17 protein-coding genes are annotated in these 15,665 nt (G+C 62.5%); 9 read left to right on the top strand and 8 right to left on the bottom strand.

Translation table 11 applies throughout. The features are described from left to right. Positions 1 to 41: 41 nt before the first annotated feature. Together GJW30_RS06345 and GJW30_RS06340 are read left to right on the top strand one after the other, a co-directional pair. The gene (locus tag GJW30_RS06345; RefSeq protein ID WP_096353116.1) at positions 42 to 674 is read left to right on the top strand and encodes a pyridoxamine 5'-phosphate oxidase family protein; all 633 of its coding nucleotides are present in this window, start codon (positions 42 to 44) and stop codon (positions 672 to 674) included. A 21-nt stretch (positions 675 to 695) separates the two neighbouring features. Then, positions 696 to 1,259, top strand: coding sequence for a hypothetical protein (locus tag GJW30_RS06340; RefSeq protein WP_096353113.1), 564 nt, complete (start codon positions 696 to 698; stop codon positions 1,257 to 1,259). Between the two features lie 303 nt (positions 1,260 to 1,562). Here the strand turns inward: GJW30_RS06340 and GJW30_RS06335 are convergent, their stop codons facing one another. Further along, positions 1,563 to 2,741, bottom strand: a complete 1,179-nt coding sequence (locus GJW30_RS06335) for a PA0069 family radical SAM protein (protein WP_096358690.1) — start codon at positions 2,739 to 2,741, stop codon at positions 1,563 to 1,565. A gap of 113 nt (positions 2,742 to 2,854) precedes the next feature. Here GJW30_RS06335 and hisS point away from each other — a divergent pair, with 113 nt between their 5' ends. The 3 genes from hisS (at position 2,855) to hisG (ending at position 6,602) form a co-directional block, all read left to right on the top strand. Continuing rightward, positions 2,855 to 4,342: a histidine--tRNA ligase gene (gene hisS, locus GJW30_RS06330; RefSeq protein WP_096353110.1), complete on the top strand. Its 1,488-nt coding sequence runs from the start codon at positions 2,855 to 2,857 to the stop codon at positions 4,340 to 4,342. A 158-nt stretch (positions 4,343 to 4,500) separates the two neighbouring features. Next, positions 4,501 to 5,625: an ATP phosphoribosyltransferase regulatory subunit gene (locus tag GJW30_RS06325; protein WP_245408674.1), complete on the top strand. Its 1,125-nt coding sequence runs from the start codon at positions 4,501 to 4,503 to the stop codon at positions 5,623 to 5,625. Continuing rightward, positions 5,622 to 6,602, top strand: a complete 981-nt coding sequence (hisG, locus tag GJW30_RS06320; protein WP_096353107.1) for an ATP phosphoribosyltransferase — start codon at positions 5,622 to 5,624, stop codon at positions 6,600 to 6,602. Before GJW30_RS06325 ends, hisG begins: the two co-directional genes overlap by 4 nt. Here hisG and GJW30_RS06315 read toward each other — a convergent pair. Further along, positions 6,599 to 7,006: a GtrA family protein gene (locus GJW30_RS06315; RefSeq protein ID WP_096353104.1), complete on the bottom strand. Its 408-nt coding sequence runs from the start codon at positions 7,004 to 7,006 to the stop codon at positions 6,599 to 6,601. The genes hisG and GJW30_RS06315 overlap by 4 nt on opposite strands. Positions 7,007 to 7,244: 238 nt before the next feature. Between GJW30_RS06315 and GJW30_RS06310 the strand changes: the two genes are divergently transcribed. From GJW30_RS06310 to GJW30_RS06295, 4 genes are all read left to right on the top strand, one after another. Then, complete coding sequence (locus GJW30_RS06310; RefSeq protein WP_096353102.1) at positions 7,245 to 8,276, top strand: glycosyltransferase family 2 protein; 1,032 nt, start codon at positions 7,245 to 7,247, stop codon at positions 8,274 to 8,276. Then, entirely contained in the window at positions 8,276 to 9,103 is an 828-nt protein-coding gene (locus tag GJW30_RS06305) for a ChbG/HpnK family deacetylase (RefSeq protein WP_096353099.1), read from the top strand. The genes GJW30_RS06310 and GJW30_RS06305 overlap by 1 nt, the downstream gene beginning before the upstream one ends. Positions 9,104 to 9,177: 74 nt before the next feature. Next, positions 9,178 to 10,077, top strand: a complete 900-nt coding sequence (locus tag GJW30_RS06300) for a DUF2076 domain-containing protein (protein ID WP_096353096.1) — start codon at positions 9,178 to 9,180, stop codon at positions 10,075 to 10,077. A 340-nt stretch (positions 10,078 to 10,417) separates the two neighbouring features. Further along, positions 10,418 to 11,050 (top strand): GNAT family N-acetyltransferase, encoded by a 633-nt coding sequence (locus GJW30_RS06295; protein WP_096353094.1) that lies wholly within the window; start codon positions 10,418 to 10,420, stop codon positions 11,048 to 11,050. 72 nt (positions 11,051 to 11,122) lie between these two features. Here the strand turns inward: GJW30_RS06295 and GJW30_RS06290 are convergent, their stop codons facing one another. The 6 genes from GJW30_RS06290 to sdhC all read right to left on the bottom strand — a co-directional run bounded on the left by GJW30_RS06290 (position 11,123) and on the right by sdhC (position 15,622). Beyond that, positions 11,123 to 11,533, bottom strand: a complete 411-nt coding sequence (locus GJW30_RS06290; RefSeq protein ID WP_096353092.1) for a VOC family protein — start codon at positions 11,531 to 11,533, stop codon at positions 11,123 to 11,125. Beyond that, positions 11,530 to 12,063 (bottom strand): DUF1697 domain-containing protein, encoded by a 534-nt coding sequence (locus tag GJW30_RS06285; protein ID WP_096353089.1) that lies wholly within the window; start codon positions 12,061 to 12,063, stop codon positions 11,530 to 11,532. The genes GJW30_RS06290 and GJW30_RS06285 overlap by 4 nt, the downstream gene beginning before the upstream one ends. Positions 12,064 to 12,169: 106 nt before the next feature. Continuing rightward, entirely contained in the window at positions 12,170 to 12,949 is a 780-nt protein-coding gene (locus GJW30_RS06280) for a succinate dehydrogenase iron-sulfur subunit (protein ID WP_096353086.1), read from the bottom strand. Between the two features lie 35 nt (positions 12,950 to 12,984). Further along, on the bottom strand, positions 12,985 to 14,817 hold the full coding sequence (sdhA, locus tag GJW30_RS06275) for a succinate dehydrogenase flavoprotein subunit (protein WP_096353084.1): 1,833 nt from the start codon (positions 14,815 to 14,817) through the stop codon (positions 12,985 to 12,987). A 2-nt stretch (positions 14,818 to 14,819) separates the two neighbouring features. Beyond that, positions 14,820 to 15,215: a succinate dehydrogenase, hydrophobic membrane anchor protein gene (gene sdhD, locus GJW30_RS06270; protein ID WP_096353081.1), complete on the bottom strand. Its 396-nt coding sequence runs from the start codon at positions 15,213 to 15,215 to the stop codon at positions 14,820 to 14,822. Next, a complete protein-coding gene (gene sdhC / locus GJW30_RS06265; protein WP_096353078.1) occupies positions 15,215 to 15,622 on the bottom strand; it encodes a succinate dehydrogenase, cytochrome b556 subunit in 408 nt (135 codons plus the stop codon). The genes sdhD and sdhC overlap by 1 nt, the downstream gene beginning before the upstream one ends. Positions 15,623 to 15,665: the final 43 nt, after the last annotated feature.

Below are 15,665 nucleotides of genomic sequence, written 5' to 3'. Positions count from 1 at the left end.
AGCGACGTGTGGTTGTTGTAAATTCGGCTTACGAGGATCGCATGAACAAGAACGTTATCAACCCGCACCACATCACGTCGCTCGAAGCACTCGAAGAGCGGTACGGCCACCCGTCCGGTGCGGCCGTCGCGAAGGAGATCGACTACATCTCCGAGCACTACGGCGCGATGATTAAAGCGTCTCCGTTCTGCTCAGTCGCGACCGTGTCGGACGAAGGGCTCGATTGCTCGCCGCGCGGCGACGCGCCGGGTTTCGTCGAGGTTGCGGATCAAAAGACACTGCTGCTGCCGGACCGGCGCGGCAACAATCGAATCGACAACCTGCGCAACATCATTCGCGATCCGCGCATCTCGCTGCTGTTCCTCATTCCCGGCGTCGGCGAAACGCTGCGCGTCAACGGCCGCGCCGCGATCTCCGTCGAACCCGCATTGCTCGAACGCTTCGTCGTCAACGGCCAGCAGCCACGCAGCGTGATCGTCGTCACGGTCGATCGCGTCTACTTCCAGTGTTCGAAAGCGATCGTGCGCTCGAAGCTCTGGGACCCGGCAACGCAAATTCAGCGCTCCGCGCTGCCCTCGACAGGCACGATGGTCGAGGCACTGTCGAAGGGCGAGATCAAAGGCGTCGAATACGACAAGCTCTATCCGGAGCGCATCAAGCAGACGCTCTACTAAAACTCAGAAAAGAAGAAACACATGCGCAAAATCATCGCCGCGACGTTGCTGACGCTTGCGACCGCTTTACCCGCTTCCGCACAATCGATCGGCGACAAGGCGAAGGAAGCCGAGGGCCTGCTCGCGCGTGGGCGCACCATTGAGGCTATCGACGCGCTCGACCAAGCTATCGACGTGTTGTGGGAAAAAGCGCCGCTCGTCTTCCGCCGCGCCGTTTGGGTGACGCAGAAGGGCGAAGGCTACGGCATCTATAATCAGAAGCCGAACAACACTTTTTCGGATGGTGAGCCGTTCCTGCTCTACGGAGAGCCGGTCGGCTTCGGTTGGCGCAAGCAGGGTGACGCTTGGCAGACCGACTTCATCGCCGACGTCGCGATCCGCGATTCGAACGGCAAACAGTTGTTCGCGAAGGAAGGCTTTCAGCGCTTCAATCTGACGAGTCGATTCCGCAATCGCGAGTTCATGGTGAACTTCACCTACAACATCACGGGGCTGCCGAAGGGCAATTATCAGGTCGAGACGACGCTGCGCGATGAAGTCACCGGAAAGAAGGGCAGCGTAACGCTCCCAGTGACGATTCAGTAAGTCACGCTGAGTTCGCAACTCTCTCCGCGCTCATGACGGACTGAGGGCTCTGCGACCCTCTCCATCATGGCCCGCTTCATTCGGGCCATCCACGTCTTGCTTTCTAGCTCAGTGAAGTCGTGGATGGCCCGGACAAGCCGGGCCATGACGGCGTACGTAAGAAATCGCCGTAGTCATCCCGGAAGCCGCTGTTAGTTCGCGAAGCGAACGGCGGCTGTCCGGGATCCATACTCCCTGCAGCGAATATGGATTCCGGGCTCGCTCGGCTGTGCTTTGCACAGCGCTCGCGCCCCGGAATGACCATCAATCCCCAAACATCTCCATCTGCCCGGGATTTTTCGACGGCTTGCGAAACTGGCTGTGGTCGAGCGTCTTGTCGTCGCGGTTGAGGCCGAGCTTCTCGCACGCGACGCGGAAGCGTTGGCCGATGAGCTGCGCATACGGCCCCGTCCCTCTGCCACGCACACCCCAGGCCGAGTCGTAGAGTTTCCCGCCGTAGATCTGGCGCAGCAAGCTGAGCACGTGCGATGCGCGATCCGGAAAATGCGCGGTGAGCCATTCCTCGAAAATTTGCTTTAGCTCCCACGGCAAGCGCAGAACCGTGTAGCCGGCGTGACGCACTCCGGCATCGTGCGCGGCTTCCAACAAGCCCTCGACCTCGTGATCGTTGATCGCCGGAATCATCGGGGCGACCATGATCGTCACCGGAATTCCGGCGGCGGATAGCGCCCGCATCGTCGCGACGCGCTTTTGCGGCGCGGGTGCGCGCGGTTCAAGCTTGCGATGGATGTCGGCGCTCAACGTGCCGAGCGTCACGGCGACTCGCACGAGACGTCGCGCAGCCATCGGGGCCAAGATATCGAGGTCGCGCAGGATAAGCGCCGACTTCGTGATGATGCTGCACGGATGACGATGCTCGTCCATCACCTTCAAGATGCTGCGGGTGATTTCGAGTTTGCGCTCGAGCGGCTGATAGCAATCCGTGTTGATGCCGATGAGAATCGACTCGGGCCGATACGTGCGCCGCGCGAACTCGGCGCGCAGCAATTCGGCGGCGTTCGGCTTGTGAAAAATCTTCGTCTCGAAATCGAGACCGGGCGACATGCCGAGATACGCGTGCGACGGGCGCGCGAAGCAGTAGACGCAACCGTGCTCGCAGCCGCGATATGGATTGAGGCTCGCCGAGAAACCGATATCGGGCGAATCGTTGCGCATGACGATGCTGCGCGATGTATCGAGAAAGAGCTGCGTCTCCGGCCGCGGTTCTTCTTCTGTTTCGCTGCCAGCATGCTGCCACCCATCGTCGACGCGAACCGAGGTGTAACGCTCGAAGCGTGTGCTCGCCTGATTGCTGACGGCGCCGCGTCCCTTCTGCGCCTGCGGCTTGATTTCGGTCTCGTCGAACGTGAAAGCGTAAGGCGAATCCTTCACCGGGTTGGCAAAGACCGGCTTTTTCGGAAACGGCTTGTTGCTGCGGGCCATGGCGAAAAGCATCGCATGACGATTGGAACAAAACAAGAACATGCTGCAAAGGCAGCCGCCACCTTGTGGCCAAAGGAAGCGTCGGATACCAAGCGGGCCGAAGGAATTTTCAAATGTCGAAACAGAAACCTACTCGTCTTAAAGCGCGCGCGCCGCGCGGCTTCGCGGATCGCGGCCCGGCCGAGATCGCAGCCACGCGCGAGATGACGGAGACGATCCGCCGCGTCTACGAACTTTACGGCTACGAGCCGGTGGAAACGCCGGCTATCGAATACACGGACGCGCTCGGCAAATTCCTGCCGGATCAGGATCGGCCGAACGAGGGCGTGTTTTCGTTTCAGGACGACGACGAGCAGTGGTTGTCGCTGCGCTACGATCTGACTGCGCCGCTCGCGCGCTACGTCGCGGAGAACTATCAGCACCTCGCGCTGCCGTATCGCAGCTATCGCGCCGGCTATGTCTTCCGCAACGAGAAGCCGGGACCGGGCCGCTTCCGTCAGTTCATGCAGTTCGACGCCGACACGGTCGGTAGCGGCTCACCCGCCGCAGATGCCGAGATCTGCATGATGGCGGCGGATACGCTGGAAGCACTCGGCATTCCGCGCGGCGACTACGTGATCAAAGTGAACAATCGCAAAGTGCTCGATGGCGTGATGGAAGAGATCGGCATCGGCGGCAATGAGAATGCCGGCGTGCGGCTCGCCGTGATGCGTTCGATAGACAAGCTCGATAAATTCTCCGAAGCCGACGTCGCATTGCTTCTGACGACGGGGCGCAAAGACGAATCCGGTGACTTCACGAAGGGCGCCGGGCTCAGTGCAGAGCAAGCCGCAGAAATCATCAGCAAGGTCCGCCGCTACGAAGGCAGCAACACGGACGTTCTCGCCGCCATTCGCGGCACGGGCGAAGCTTCCGCACGGCGCAGTGAAGGCATCGATGAACTCACCGAAATTGCGAAGATCGTCGAGGGCGCTGGCTACGGCAACGATCGCATCCGCATCGATCCGTCGGTCGTGCGCGGTCTCGAATACTATACAGGGCCGGTGTTCGAAGCCGAACTTCTGATCGAGACGAAGGACGAAAAGGGGCGCCCGGTGCGCTTCGGTTCGGTCGGCGGCGGTGGCCGTTACGACGGGCTCGTTTCGCGCTTCCGTCCGGAGCCCGTGCCCGCGACCGGTTTCTCTATCGGCGTCTCGCGCCTGCAAGCCGCGCTGACGATGATCGGCAAGCTGGGCGCGGAGAAAACACTCGGTCCTGTTGTCGTCACGATCTTCGATCGCGATCGCATCGCGGATTATCAGCGCATGGTGCAGGCGCTGCGCGGCGCCGGCATTCGCGCCGAACTCTATCTCGGTAACCCGAAGAATTTCGGCAACCAGATGAAATATGCCGACAAGCGCAACGCGCCGTGCGTCGTCATCCAGGGCGGCGACGAGAAGGCGCGCGGCGAAGTGCAGATCAAGGATTTGATCGAGGGCGCTAAGGCCGCTGCCGCCATCACGTCGCACGAGGAGTATCGCGAGGCGCGCTCCGCCCAATTCGCGGTGCCGGAAGACAAGCTCGTCGAGGCGGTTCGCGAGGTCTTGGCCCGACATTCCTGACGCGGCGACTATCGTCATCAAATCCTTAACACGGCCGCGTTAATTGCGTTTAGCGAGCGGCCTGAAGCGTAACGTGCGGCGTGATACATTTTCGACGAATTGAACCGACTTCCGTGGTCTCCGACCAACCACTTCCACACCAGCGTAAGACCGTAATCGTGACTGCCACCGATCCCCGTGCCGAAAGCCTGACCGCGCAGTTCGAAGCGCAGGGCTACGCGCGCGCCAATCCAGCGATTCTACAGCCGGCGGAGCCGTTTCTTGACCTCTCGGGCGAGGACATCCGCCGCCGCATGTATCTGACCACCGACGCTGGCGGCCGCGAATTTTGTCTGCGCCCCGACCTGACGATCCCGGTCGCGCGCGACTATCTCGCCTCGGCTGCTGCCGGCGACGTGGCGAATTTCTGTTACCTCGGCCCAGTCTTCCGCTATCGCGGCGAGGCGACCGCTGAGTTCATCCAGGGTGGTATCGAGTCGTTCGGGCGCACCGATATCGCGGCGGCGGACGCCGAGATGGTTGCGCTTGGGCTAGAAGCGACCGCGCACTACGGCCTCACCGCGCCGGACATTCGCATGGGCGATGTCGGCCTCTTCGCAGCATTGATCGAAGCGATCGATCTGCCGGCGGCGTGGAAGCGCCGCCTGGTGAAAGACTTCAACCGCGCCGAGTCGCTCCAGAACGATCTCGTCAGCCTCAATGTCGCGGCGAGCGAGCGCTCGGAATATCAGGGCGTGCTCGCGGCTCTTGCCGGGCAGGATCGCAAAGGCGCGCAGGCGCTGATCAGCGACCTGATCTCGATTGCCGGCATTACGGCAGTCGGCGGACGCTCGATCAACGAAATCACCGAGCGTTTCCTCGATCAGGCCGCGCTGTCGACCGCGACACGTCTGCCGCAAGAGATGACGGCCGTTATTCAACGCTTCCTTGCGATCGCGGCGGACCCGGACGAAGCCGCGGCCGCGCTGCGCGCACTGTCGGCCGATGCCAAACTCAACATGGAACAGGCGCTCGATCTGTTCGAGAGCCGCACGGGCTTCCTCGCCGCGCGCGGGCTCGATGTGACGCGCGTGAAATTCTCGACGAGCTACGGACGCGGCCTCGATTACTATACGGGCCTCGTTTTCGAACTGCATGATCCGAAGCGCAGCGACGGACGTTATCTCGTCGCCGGCGGACGATACGACGGCATGCTGGCGCGTCTTGGTGCCGCGCAGGCGATCCCGGCGGTCGGCTTCGCGGTCTGGCCCGATCGATTGGCGGATGTGGGAGGTGCAGCGTGAACGGGCACCTCATCATCGCGGTCCCGTCGAAGGGCCGCCTGCAGGAACAGACGCACGACTTCTTCAAGCGCGCGGGCCTCAAGCTGGTGCAGCCGCGCGGTACGCGCGAATATCGCGGCGCGATCGAAGGGCTCGACGGCGTCGAGGTCGCGTACCTGTCGGCGTCGGACATCACGCAGCAGCTGGCGCAAGGCGCGGCGCATTTCGGCATCACGGGCGAAGACCTTGTCCGCGAATACATCACGGACGCGGACCGCAAGGTCGTCATGCTCACGCCGCTCGGCTTCGGCTATGCGAACGTTGTCGTCGCTGTGCCGCAAGCGTGGATCGATGTGCGCACGATGGCGGACCTCGACGACGTCGCGACATCCTTCCGTCTGCGCAACGATCGCAAGATGCGCGTCGCGACGAAGTACCTCAATCTCACGCGGCAGTTCTTCGCCAAGAACGGCATCGCGGATTATCGTATCGTCGAAAGCCTCGGCGCGACCGAAGGTGCACCCGCTGCCGGTTCAGCCGAACTCGTCGTCGACATCACGACGACAGGCTCGACGCTCGCCGCCAACGCGCTGAAGGTCGTCGACGATGGGGTGATGCTGCGCTCGCAGGCCAACCTCGTCGCCAGCAAGACGGCTCCGTGGAGCGACGCGGCGCGCGAATCCGCGCGCATCATTCTCGATCGCATCACGGCACAGGATCGCGCCGATGCGTTCAGCGAAGTGCGCACGCGCTTTGCAGGTTGCGACGATGCGTTGCTGTCGGAAGCGCGCGAGAAATTCGGTGTCGTGTCGCCGTTCGGCGGGCCGACGTCGTCCGGCATGATCACGCTGCACTGCCCGCCGCGTAACGTGCATGCGCTCGCCGAGTTATTGCGCGCGCGCGGAGCAGAGGCCGTGTCGGTCTCGCGCCTCGATTACGTCTTCACGCGTGACAATCCGCTCTACGACAAGCTCACAGGTGGCTTGGACGCCGCCTAACCCACCGGCGGCTTATTCTCGGCGGCGCGTTTCGCCGGGAAGATGACGAAGTGCGACATCGAGAAATTGACGACGAAGCTGACGGCGAGGGCGACCAGCTTGGCGACCCATAGCGGCGCAAAGTGGTCGACGATGAGCAGGGTCGCGGTATTCGCCACCATGCCGAGGATGCCCGAAGCGACAAATTTCCAATAATCCTGGAGCTGGAGCTTGCGGCCCGACTCGACCGCGAAGGTCGTGTACGAATTCATCACGTAAGAGCCGGACACCGCCACCAGCCAGGCCAGGACGTTGGCGACGATGCGCGAATCGGTCAGCCAATTGATTGCGGCAAAGAAAACGCTGGCATCCACGGCCGCGTTGATGACGCCGACAAGGCCGAAACTGATTGTCTTGCGCACCATAACGCGGCTCCTCGGGCAGCCAGAGCCCCCGCTTTGATAAAATCAAAAGCGGGGCTCTCGATTCTTGAGTGGTCGCATTTTCTTGACGTGAACCGGGGTCCACTTCACTTGAAAATGCTCTAGCGCCGCCGCGCGGCCGCTATAGCAGATTATTTCCGCAAAGCCTCGGCTTCCCGAAAGCTACCGAGTTTCAACTTTGCTGGGATATGATGCCAGCAAGAGGTAAACCGAGAGCGAAATGAAACAGGCCCCTGCCGCGCGCCCCGCATCCAAGTCCGGGCTGTCGATCATCGTCCCGGCCTATAACGAGGGCCAGGGCCTGCGGTCGCTGCATACCCGTCTTGGCACGCTCGCCGAACACCTCGCCGCGCGCTGGGGCCTTGCGTGCGAGGTCGTCTATGTCGACGACGGCAGCCGCGACGATACCTTCGCGGTCGCGAGCGACCTTGCGCCGACACCGTATCTCGACGTGCAGGCCGTCTCGCTATCGCGCAACTTCGGCAAGGAAGCCGCCCTGCTCGCGGGTCTCGATCACGCCCGGCTCGGCGCGACGCTATTCATGGACGGCGATGGCCAACATCCACCGACGCTTGCCGAGGAACTCGTTTCGCATTGGATGGATGAGGGCTACGACGTCGTCTACACGGCGAAAGCCAATCGCGATGGCGAGCCGCTGCTGCGCAAATTGTTCGCGAAAGTTTTCTACCAGACGCTGAACTGGAGCGCGCGGCACAAGATCCCGGAAGATGCCGGCGACTTCCGCCTGCTTTCGCCGCGGGCGACCGACGCGCTGCGCCGCATGCCGGAGCGCAATCGCTTCTTCAAAGGCCTGGCGAGCTGGATCGGCTTCAAGCAGCTTCGCGTCAATTACGAGCCGGCCGAACGCGAACACGGCGTGTCGAGCTGGAACATGAAAGCGCTGGCGTCGCTGTCGATCGAGGGGCTGACGTCCTTCTCGGTCGCGCCGCTGCGCATCGCCAGCATGCTCGGCCTCCTGATGGCCGGTGTCGCCTTCGTCTTCGGCGTGCAGATATTGGTCGAGACCGTGTTCTTCGGCCAGAGCGTGCCGGGTTATCCGTCCGTCGTCGTCGGCATGATGGTGCTCGGTGGCGTGCAGCTGATCATGATCGGGATCGTCGGCGAATATATCGGCAAGGTGCTCTCCGAGATCAAAGGCCGCCCGTCGTATTTCGTCGCCGAGCATTCGGTGAAGACGCTGGCTAAGATTGACTCAGTCCGCAGCGCGGACCGCGAGGTCGTGGCCGAGTGATGCGCAGCATCTGGCTCTGCGCCGATGACTACGGCATGGCGCCGGGCGTCAATGCTGCGATTCGCGATCTGATCGAACGTGGCCGCCTCAACGCGACCTCCGTTATGACGGCACAGCCCGCATGCGACGCGGACGCTGCGCGCGCGCTCCTCGATTGCGTAGGCGCCGACAAGAATGCTGCGATCGGATTGCACGTCACGCTGACGGCCCCGTTCCGGCCGCTAACGCCAAACTTCACACCGCTCAGCGACGGCGCATTTCCGACGCTGACACCGATGCTGCTGCGTGCGCTGGCGCGCCAACTCGATCGTGCCGCGTTGGCGCGCGAGGTGGACGCGCAGTTCACGCGCTTCGCTGAGCTGTTCGGCCGCGCGCCGGATTTCGTCGACGGGCATCAGCACGTGCAACTCTTCCCGCAAATCCGCGACGCCGTGCTGGCGGCAACGGCAAAACACGCGCCCGGCGCTCGGGTCCGCCAAGGGGGCCGCGCGCAGCCGGCCGGCCTCGGCGATCCAAAGGGCATGTTACTCGACGCACTGTCGCGAACGTTCAAAGCAAACGCTGCGGCATTTGGCCTCGCGACAAATCCGGCCTTCGCGGGCACCTATACGTTCAGCTCCGCGACCGATTTTTCGCGTATTTTCCCAAGCTTCCTCAACGGCTTGCCGGACGGCGGCCTTGTCATGTGTCATCCGGGATTCGTCGACGCGACGCTTGAACGTCTCGACCCCGTCACCCAACTACGTCAACGCGAGCATGCCTACTTCGCGAGTGACGCCTTCTTGGCCGATCTTCAAAAGGCAGACGTGACGCTCGCGCGTCCTTAAGCCGAAAACATGATTCGGCCACGCGCGACACATAGGTTTTCCGCGCGCGCCAATGCGCAACTGGGAGAGTCTCGATGACGCCGGAAGAACGCCAGCTGGTCGTTGATCTATTCGATCGACTGACCCAACTCGAGCGCGAAAAGCGCGATCCCGATGCTGAACGGCTGATGCGCGAAGGCCTCTCGCGCGCGCCGAACGCAATCTACTCGCTGGTGCAAACCGTGCTGTTGCAGGACGAAGGCCTGCGCTCGGCCGACGCGCGCATCTCGGAGCTCGAAGGCCAGCTCGCGCAAGCGCAGAGTGGCGGCCAGCAGAGCGGCGGCAGCTTCCTCGGCGATCGGCGCTCGAAGTGGAACACGGGCGACGTGCTCGGCGGCGGCGCACCGCAGGGCGGCAGTCCTTGGGACAACGGCCCGCGTGGCTCCGTTCCGCAAAGCGGCGGACGCGATGCGCCGATGGGTGCACCTCCGGGCTTCGGCGGCGACCCGCGCTACGGCGCGGACCCGCGCGGTGGCGGTCCGCAGCAATACGGCGATCCCCGTGGTGGCCCGCAATACGGTGACCCGCGCGGCGCGCAGCCGTATGGCGGTCCGCAAGGTGGCCCTCCTCCGGGTGAACCTCCGCGCAGCGGCGTCGGCGGATTTCTCGGCACCGCGGCAGCGGTCGCGGCCGGCGCAATCGGCGGCGGCTTGTTGATGAACGGCATTCGCTCCGCGATGGGCGGCCACGGTGACCAGAAAGGTCCGATGGCAGGCGCGCTCGATCAGCTCGGCGGCGGACGTTCGTCGGGCAACAACGAACTCGCGAAGGACGCAGGCCTTAACGACATCTCGGGTTCGCGTGGCCGCGGCTTCAATCAGAATCAGTCGGCCAAGAAGGAAGACGACGAAGGCGACGACGACAACGACGATGATGATAACGAGGACGAGGATCTCGATCACGAGGACATGCAGGACGGTTACAACGAGGAGTAATCACTCGCTTGTGACAATCCCGATTCAAGACAGCCGGCCTCGCGCCGGCTGTTCTTTTTCAGGGATCGCTGGATCATTCGCGGCATCTCTGCCGGTAGATTGAGCATCAGCATCGAAATGAAACGCACTGCGAGCGTGCAATCACAAATACAACTGCGATCTGCTTCCAAATGATGCACGCATTAAGCGTGACATCTAAAATCAGCGCACTGTCTTATTGCGGCTATGTTGTATGTCTACATACACAAAACACAGGGCGAATCTTAAGAACCCGATAGATGGCGACGTGTTACTTGTCGCGGGGCGGAAGGCGTTCAAGGTCAGTCAGGAGATTTGAACCATGACCGATCTGCTTCCGGCCAACAGTCTGGTCCGCAAGATTTGGATCACCGAAACGGACGCGTATCGCGACCACCTTTTGCGCCTCGATGCCGAGAGCCGGCGATTGCGCTTCGGCGGCGGCGTGTCCGACGCCTTCATCCAAAAATACGTCAAGCTGGCGAGCACGCTCGATGCGGTGCTGTACGGCTATTACGTCGACGGCGTTTTGCGCGGCGTCGCTGAACTCCGCGCCGTGCGCGACAAGACCGACGTCGATGCGGAAGCTGCCTTCAGCATCGAACGCGAATGGCAGAGCCACGGCGTCGGCTCCGCGCTGATGTCGCAGATGCTGCTTGCCGCACGCAATCGCGGCATCCGCACGCTGCACATGATTTGTCTCGCCGACAATCAGCGCATGCAGCAGCTGGCGAAGAAGTTCGATGCGCAGTTCTCGTTCGAGTACGGCAGCGTGATCGGCGAAGTCGAAACGCCTTATCCAACGCCGGTGTCGGTAATGCGCGAAGTCGTCGCGGACTCGGCAAACTTCGCGACCGCGATGCTCGACGTGCACAAACGGCTGTTCAAGTTCCCGCTCCCGCGTCTGCGCGCAGAGGGCGACACCGAACAGGCGCAGACCGCAGCGATCAAATAAGAAAGGGAACCCGGTTAACCGGGCATGCCTCTTTCACTGGCCGGCCTTCGGGCCGGCCATTTTCTTTTTAGGCTACGTGAAGCTTACTTGCGTCTCGCCGCCGTGGCAGACCGCTTCGATATTCTGCCCGTCCGGATCGAGCACGAAAGCCGCGTAATAGTTCGGATGATAATGCGCGCGGATGCCCGGCGCGCCGTTGTCGCGGCCACCTGCGCGCAAAGCCGCCGCATAGAAGGCATCGACGGCTTTGCGGTTCGGCGCCGTGATTGCAACGTGGATCGGATTTTTTCCGACGCCGCCCTCGCCGCCGATCCAAAAATCCGGTTTGCCGCCGCGACCGAAACCGACCGCAGGTGATTTACTCTTCGTGAGATCGCCGCCGACTTCGGCGATCAGCGTGATGCCGAGCGGCGCGAAGGCGGCCGTGTAAAAGGCCTTCGATGTCTCGTAGTCCGTCACTGGAATGCCGACGTGATCGATCATTTGGCTTTCTCCGCAAGTTCTTCAAGCTTGAGCACGGTGTTCCAATTGCGCGCGGTGTTCGGCACGCCGATCTTCTTGTCGAACTTCTCCGACAGCTTCGATTTCGAGAAACCATTCGGCGTGTGCAGATACGCTATCTTGCCGACCACCGCGAAGCGATCGCCGTTGTCTGCCAGATCCTCGAGCGCTTTCACGTCAGCAGCTTTCGGCTTTTCGGCGAGCCACGCGGCATGCAGCAGGTTGCCGGGCTCCGTCGCGTTCTTGAATGGGTTCGACGCGATGAGCTTTGTCCACTCGGCGAGCGTAATGGCGTAGATCGCTTTGTCGAACTTGAAGGTCCTCCGGCAGATGCCCGCGATCGTCTCGACGACCTTCTCGTGGCCGAGCGCGCTCTTCACGACCGCGTTGCCGCTGTTGATGTAAGTCGCGACATTCTCGAAGCCGGCTGCGGTCAGCGCCTCGCGCAGCTTCGCGACAGGCAGCTGCGTCGCACCACCGACGCCGCGAAAGAGGATGATGTAGACGGACATGTAGTGGGTTTAGTCGCTCAAGACGTCAGCGTCATCACGGGCGCCCACCTCTCCCCATGGGAGAGGTGAAGCCGAGGTCGCGGCGATGCCGGAACCGATCGAGCGCTTAAACCTGGCGCTCGACCATCTTCGCCTTGATCTCGGCGATCGCCTTGGCGGGGTTGAGGCCCTTCGGGCACGCCTTGGCGCAGTTCATGATCGTATGGCAGCGATAGAGGCGGAACGGATCTTCGAGGAAGTCGAGACGTTCGCCGGTCGCTTCGTCGCGTGAGTCCTGCAGCCAGCGGTGCGCCTGAAGCAGCGCGGCCGGGCCGAGATAGCGGTCCGAATTCCACCAGTAGCTCGGGCACGAGGTCGAGCAGCAAGCGCACAGAATGCACTCGTAGAGGCCGTCAAGCTTGTTGCGCTGACCTTCGCTCTGACGCCATTCCTTCTCGGGCGTCGCCGTAATGTTCTGCAGATACGGCTGCACGGAGGCGTGCTGCGCGTAGAAGTTCGTCAGGTCCGGCACGAGATCCTTCACGACCGGCATATGCGGCAGCGGATAGATCTTCACGGTGCCGTCGATCTCGTCCATGCCCCGTGTGCAGGCGAGCGTGTTAGTGCCGTCGATGTTCATCGCGCACGAGCCGCAGATGCCTTCACGGCAGGAGCGGCGGAAGGTCAACGTCGCGTCGACTTTGGATTTGATCCAGATCAGCGCGTCGAGCACCATCGGGCCGCAATCGTGACGATCGACATAGTACGTGTCGACGTGCGGATTTTTCTCGTCGTCCGGATTCCAGCGATAGACGCGAAATTCGGTGACGTGTTCGGCCTTCTCGGGCTTCGGCCAGGTCTTGCCTTCGGTGACCTTCGAATTGCGGGGAAGCGAAAATTCGACCATCGGTGTCTCTCAGTTCCTAAAGTCAGCGCGAAGGCTCAGTACACACGCGCCTTCGGCTCGATGTACGAGACATCGTTCGAGAGCGTGTAGGTGTGCACGTCGCGATAATCGATCGACACCTTGCCGGTGTCGTAATCGAGCCAGGCGAGCGTGTGCTTCATCCAGTTCTGGTCGTCGCGATCCGGGAAGTCCTCGCGAGCATGCGCGCCGCGGCTTTCCTGACGGTTGAGCGCAGACTCCATCGTGACGACCGCGAGGCCAAGCAGATTGTCGAGTTCCAGCGTTTCGACGAGGTCGGAGTTCCAGATCAGCGAGCGATCGGTGACGCCGACATCCTTCATGCCGCCGTAGACTTGATGGATGAGCTTCTGGCCTTCGTCGAGCACTTCGCCGGTGCGGAACACCGCGCAGTTGGTCTGCATGACCTTCTGCATCTTAAGGCGGAGTTCGGCGGTCGGCGTGCTGCCCGAAGCATTGCGGAAACGATCGAGGCGCGAGAGCGCGCGCTCGGCCGAGTCCTTCGGCAGATCCGGCTGCTGCGCGCCGGCTTCGAGCTGCTCGGCGCAGCGCAGGCCCGCCGCGCGGCCGAACACGACGAGGTCGGTCAGCGAGTTGGAGCCGAGACGGTTGGCGCCATGCACCGAGACCGATGCGGCTTCGCCGATCGCCATCAGGCCGGAGACGACAGTCTCGGCATCGCCGTTCTTCTTGGTCTTGGCTTCGCCGCGATACGTCGTCGGAATGCCGCCCATGTTGTAGTGGACGGTCGGCAGCACCGGGATCGGCTCGCGCGTCACGTCGACGCCGGCGAAGATGCGTGCGCTTTCCGAGATGCCCGGCAGGCGTTCGTGCAGGATCTTCGGGTCGAGATGGTCGAGATGCAGATAGATATGATCCTTCTGCTTGCCGACGCCGCGGCCTTCGCGAATTTCGATCGTCATCGCACGCGAGACGACGTCGCGCGAGGCGAGGTCCTTCGCGGACGGCGCATAGCGCTCCATGAAGCGCTCGCCTTCTGCGTTGACGAGGTAACCGCCCTCGCCGCGTGAGCCTTCAGTGATCAAGCAACCCGCGCCGTAGATGCCGGTCGGGTGGAACTGGACGAACTCCATGTCCTCGAGCGGCAGGCCGGCGCGCAGCACCATCGCGTTGCCGTCGCCCGTGCAGGTATGCGCGGACGTGCAGGAGAAGTAGGCGCGGCCATAGCCGCCGGTCGCCAGGATCGTCGTCTGCGCACGGAAGCGATGGATGGTGCCGTCGTCGAGCTTGAGCGCGATGACGCCGCGGCACTGGCCGTCGTCATCCATAATGAGGTCGATGGCGAAGTATTCGATGAAGAACTGCGCCGAGTGTCGCACGGCTTGGCCATACAGCGTGTGCAGGATGGCGTGGCCGGTGCGGTCGGCCGCCGCGCAGGTGCGCTGGGCAGTGCCTTTGCCGTAGTTCGTCGTCATGCCGCCGAACGGGCGCTGGTAGATCTTGCCTTCCTGCGTACGCGAGAACGGCACGCCCCAGTGCTCGAGCTCGTAGATCGCGGCCGGCGCGTTGCGGCAGAGATATTCGATCGCGTCTTGGTCGCCGAGCCAGTCGGCGCCCTTGACGGTGTCGTACATGTGCCAGCGCCAATCGTCCTGGCCCATATTGCCGAGCGAGGCCGAGATGCCGCCCTGCGCCGCCACCGTGTGCGAGCGCGTCGGGAACACCTTGGTGATGCAGGCGGTGCGCAGGCCGGCTTCGGAACACCCGACCGTCGCGCGCAGACCCGCGCCGCCGGCGCCGACAACGACGACGTCGAAGGTGTGATCTTCGATCGGGTAAGCCTTGCCGTTGACGCCCGGAGCGGCAGCGCCGTTTCCATTCGTTGCCATGCTTAAACTCCGAAGCTCATTTTGAGGATCGCGAAGGCGCAGACGAAGCCGACCGCCACGCAGAAGAAATTGTTCGACATGATCAGCAGGATCTTGGCGAGCTCGTTGTGGACGTAGTCCTCGATCACGACCTGCATGCCGATATACATGTGATAAATCGTCGTCAGCACGAACAGCAGCATGATGATCGCGACGATCGGCGAGCCGAGCGTCTGCGTCACCGCCGCGTGCGGGCGCCCGATCACCGAGAACATGATGATGAAGAAGCCGATGGTCAGCGGAATGGCCGCGACGGCGGTCAGGCGCTGATGCCAGAAATGCTTGGTGCCGGAGTGTGCCGAGCCGAGGCCACGGACGCGGCCCATCGGGGTGCGGATGCTTTGTCCCTTGTCAGCCATCAGAGCCCCACCACCAGAAAACCAATGACCCAGACGAGGATCGTGAGCGCGATGCCGCCGATCAGCGTCGCCCAAGTGAGCATCTCGCGCTCGTTCGGCTCGAAGCCGTAGCCGATGTCCCACACCAGATGGCGGATGCCGCCGAGCAGGTGGTGCATCAGCGCCCAGGTGAAGCCGAACAGGATCAGTTTGCCGAAGACGTTGTTGGCGAAAGCCTGAACGTTCGAATAGGGGTTCGGGCCGATAGCGGCCGACATCAGCCACCAAGCAAGGATGATCATGCCGTAATACAAGCCGACGCCCGTAATGCGATGCACGATCGACATCATCATCGAGAGCATGGGTTTGTAGATGGAAAGGTGCGGTGATAGGGGCCGCGCCTTGGCGGGGGATGGTGCCTCGGCCATCAAGTCTCTCCGATATGCCGCCTAAAATTGCCGCCGGCGACGA

The organism is Variibacter gotjawalensis (assembly GCF_002355335.1).
In the GTDB taxonomy this organism is placed as follows: domain Bacteria; phylum Pseudomonadota; class Alphaproteobacteria; order Rhizobiales; family Xanthobacteraceae; genus Variibacter; species Variibacter gotjawalensis.
The sequence above is the reverse complement of the archived record's forward strand: the minus strand, read 5'-3'. Positions and strand labels throughout refer to the sequence as shown.

Coding starts and splice junctions, on each gene's coding strand:
- GJW30_RS06280 (WP_096353086.1), bottom strand. CDS start 12,949: ATGGTCGAATTTTCGCTTCCCCGCAATTCGAAGGTCACCGAAGGCAAG.
- GJW30_RS06295 (WP_096353094.1), top strand. CDS start 10,418: ATGACCGATCTGCTTCCGGCCAACAGTCTGGTCCGCAAGATTTGGATC.
- GJW30_RS06285 (WP_096353089.1), bottom strand. CDS start 12,063: ATGTCCGTCTACATCATCCTCTTTCGCGGCGTCGGTGGTGCGACGCAG.
- sdhC (WP_096353078.1), bottom strand. CDS start 15,622: ATGGCCGAGGCACCATCCCCCGCCAAGGCGCGGCCCCTATCACCGCAC.
- hisS (WP_096353110.1), top strand. CDS start 2,855: ATGTCGAAACAGAAACCTACTCGTCTTAAAGCGCGCGCGCCGCGCGGC.
- GJW30_RS06340 (WP_096353113.1), top strand. CDS start 696: ATGCGCAAAATCATCGCCGCGACGTTGCTGACGCTTGCGACCGCTTTA.
- sdhD (WP_096353081.1), bottom strand. CDS start 15,215: ATGGCTGACAAGGGACAAAGCATCCGCACCCCGATGGGCCGCGTCCGT.
- GJW30_RS06305 (WP_096353099.1), top strand. CDS start 8,276: ATGCGCAGCATCTGGCTCTGCGCCGATGACTACGGCATGGCGCCGGGC.
- sdhA (WP_096353084.1), bottom strand. CDS start 14,817: ATGGCAACGAATGGAAACGGCGCTGCCGCTCCGGGCGTCAACGGCAAG.
- GJW30_RS06290 (WP_096353092.1), bottom strand. CDS start 11,533: ATGATCGATCACGTCGGCATTCCAGTGACGGACTACGAGACATCGAAG.
- GJW30_RS06335 (WP_096358690.1), bottom strand. CDS start 2,741: ATGGCCCGCAGCAACAAGCCGTTTCCGAAAAAGCCGGTCTTTGCCAAC.
- GJW30_RS06345 (WP_096353116.1), top strand. CDS start 42: ATGAACAAGAACGTTATCAACCCGCACCACATCACGTCGCTCGAAGCA.
- GJW30_RS06300 (WP_096353096.1), top strand. CDS start 9,178: ATGACGCCGGAAGAACGCCAGCTGGTCGTTGATCTATTCGATCGACTG.
- GJW30_RS06315 (WP_096353104.1), bottom strand. CDS start 7,006: ATGGTGCGCAAGACAATCAGTTTCGGCCTTGTCGGCGTCATCAACGCG.
- GJW30_RS06310 (WP_096353102.1), top strand. CDS start 7,245: ATGAAACAGGCCCCTGCCGCGCGCCCCGCATCCAAGTCCGGGCTGTCG.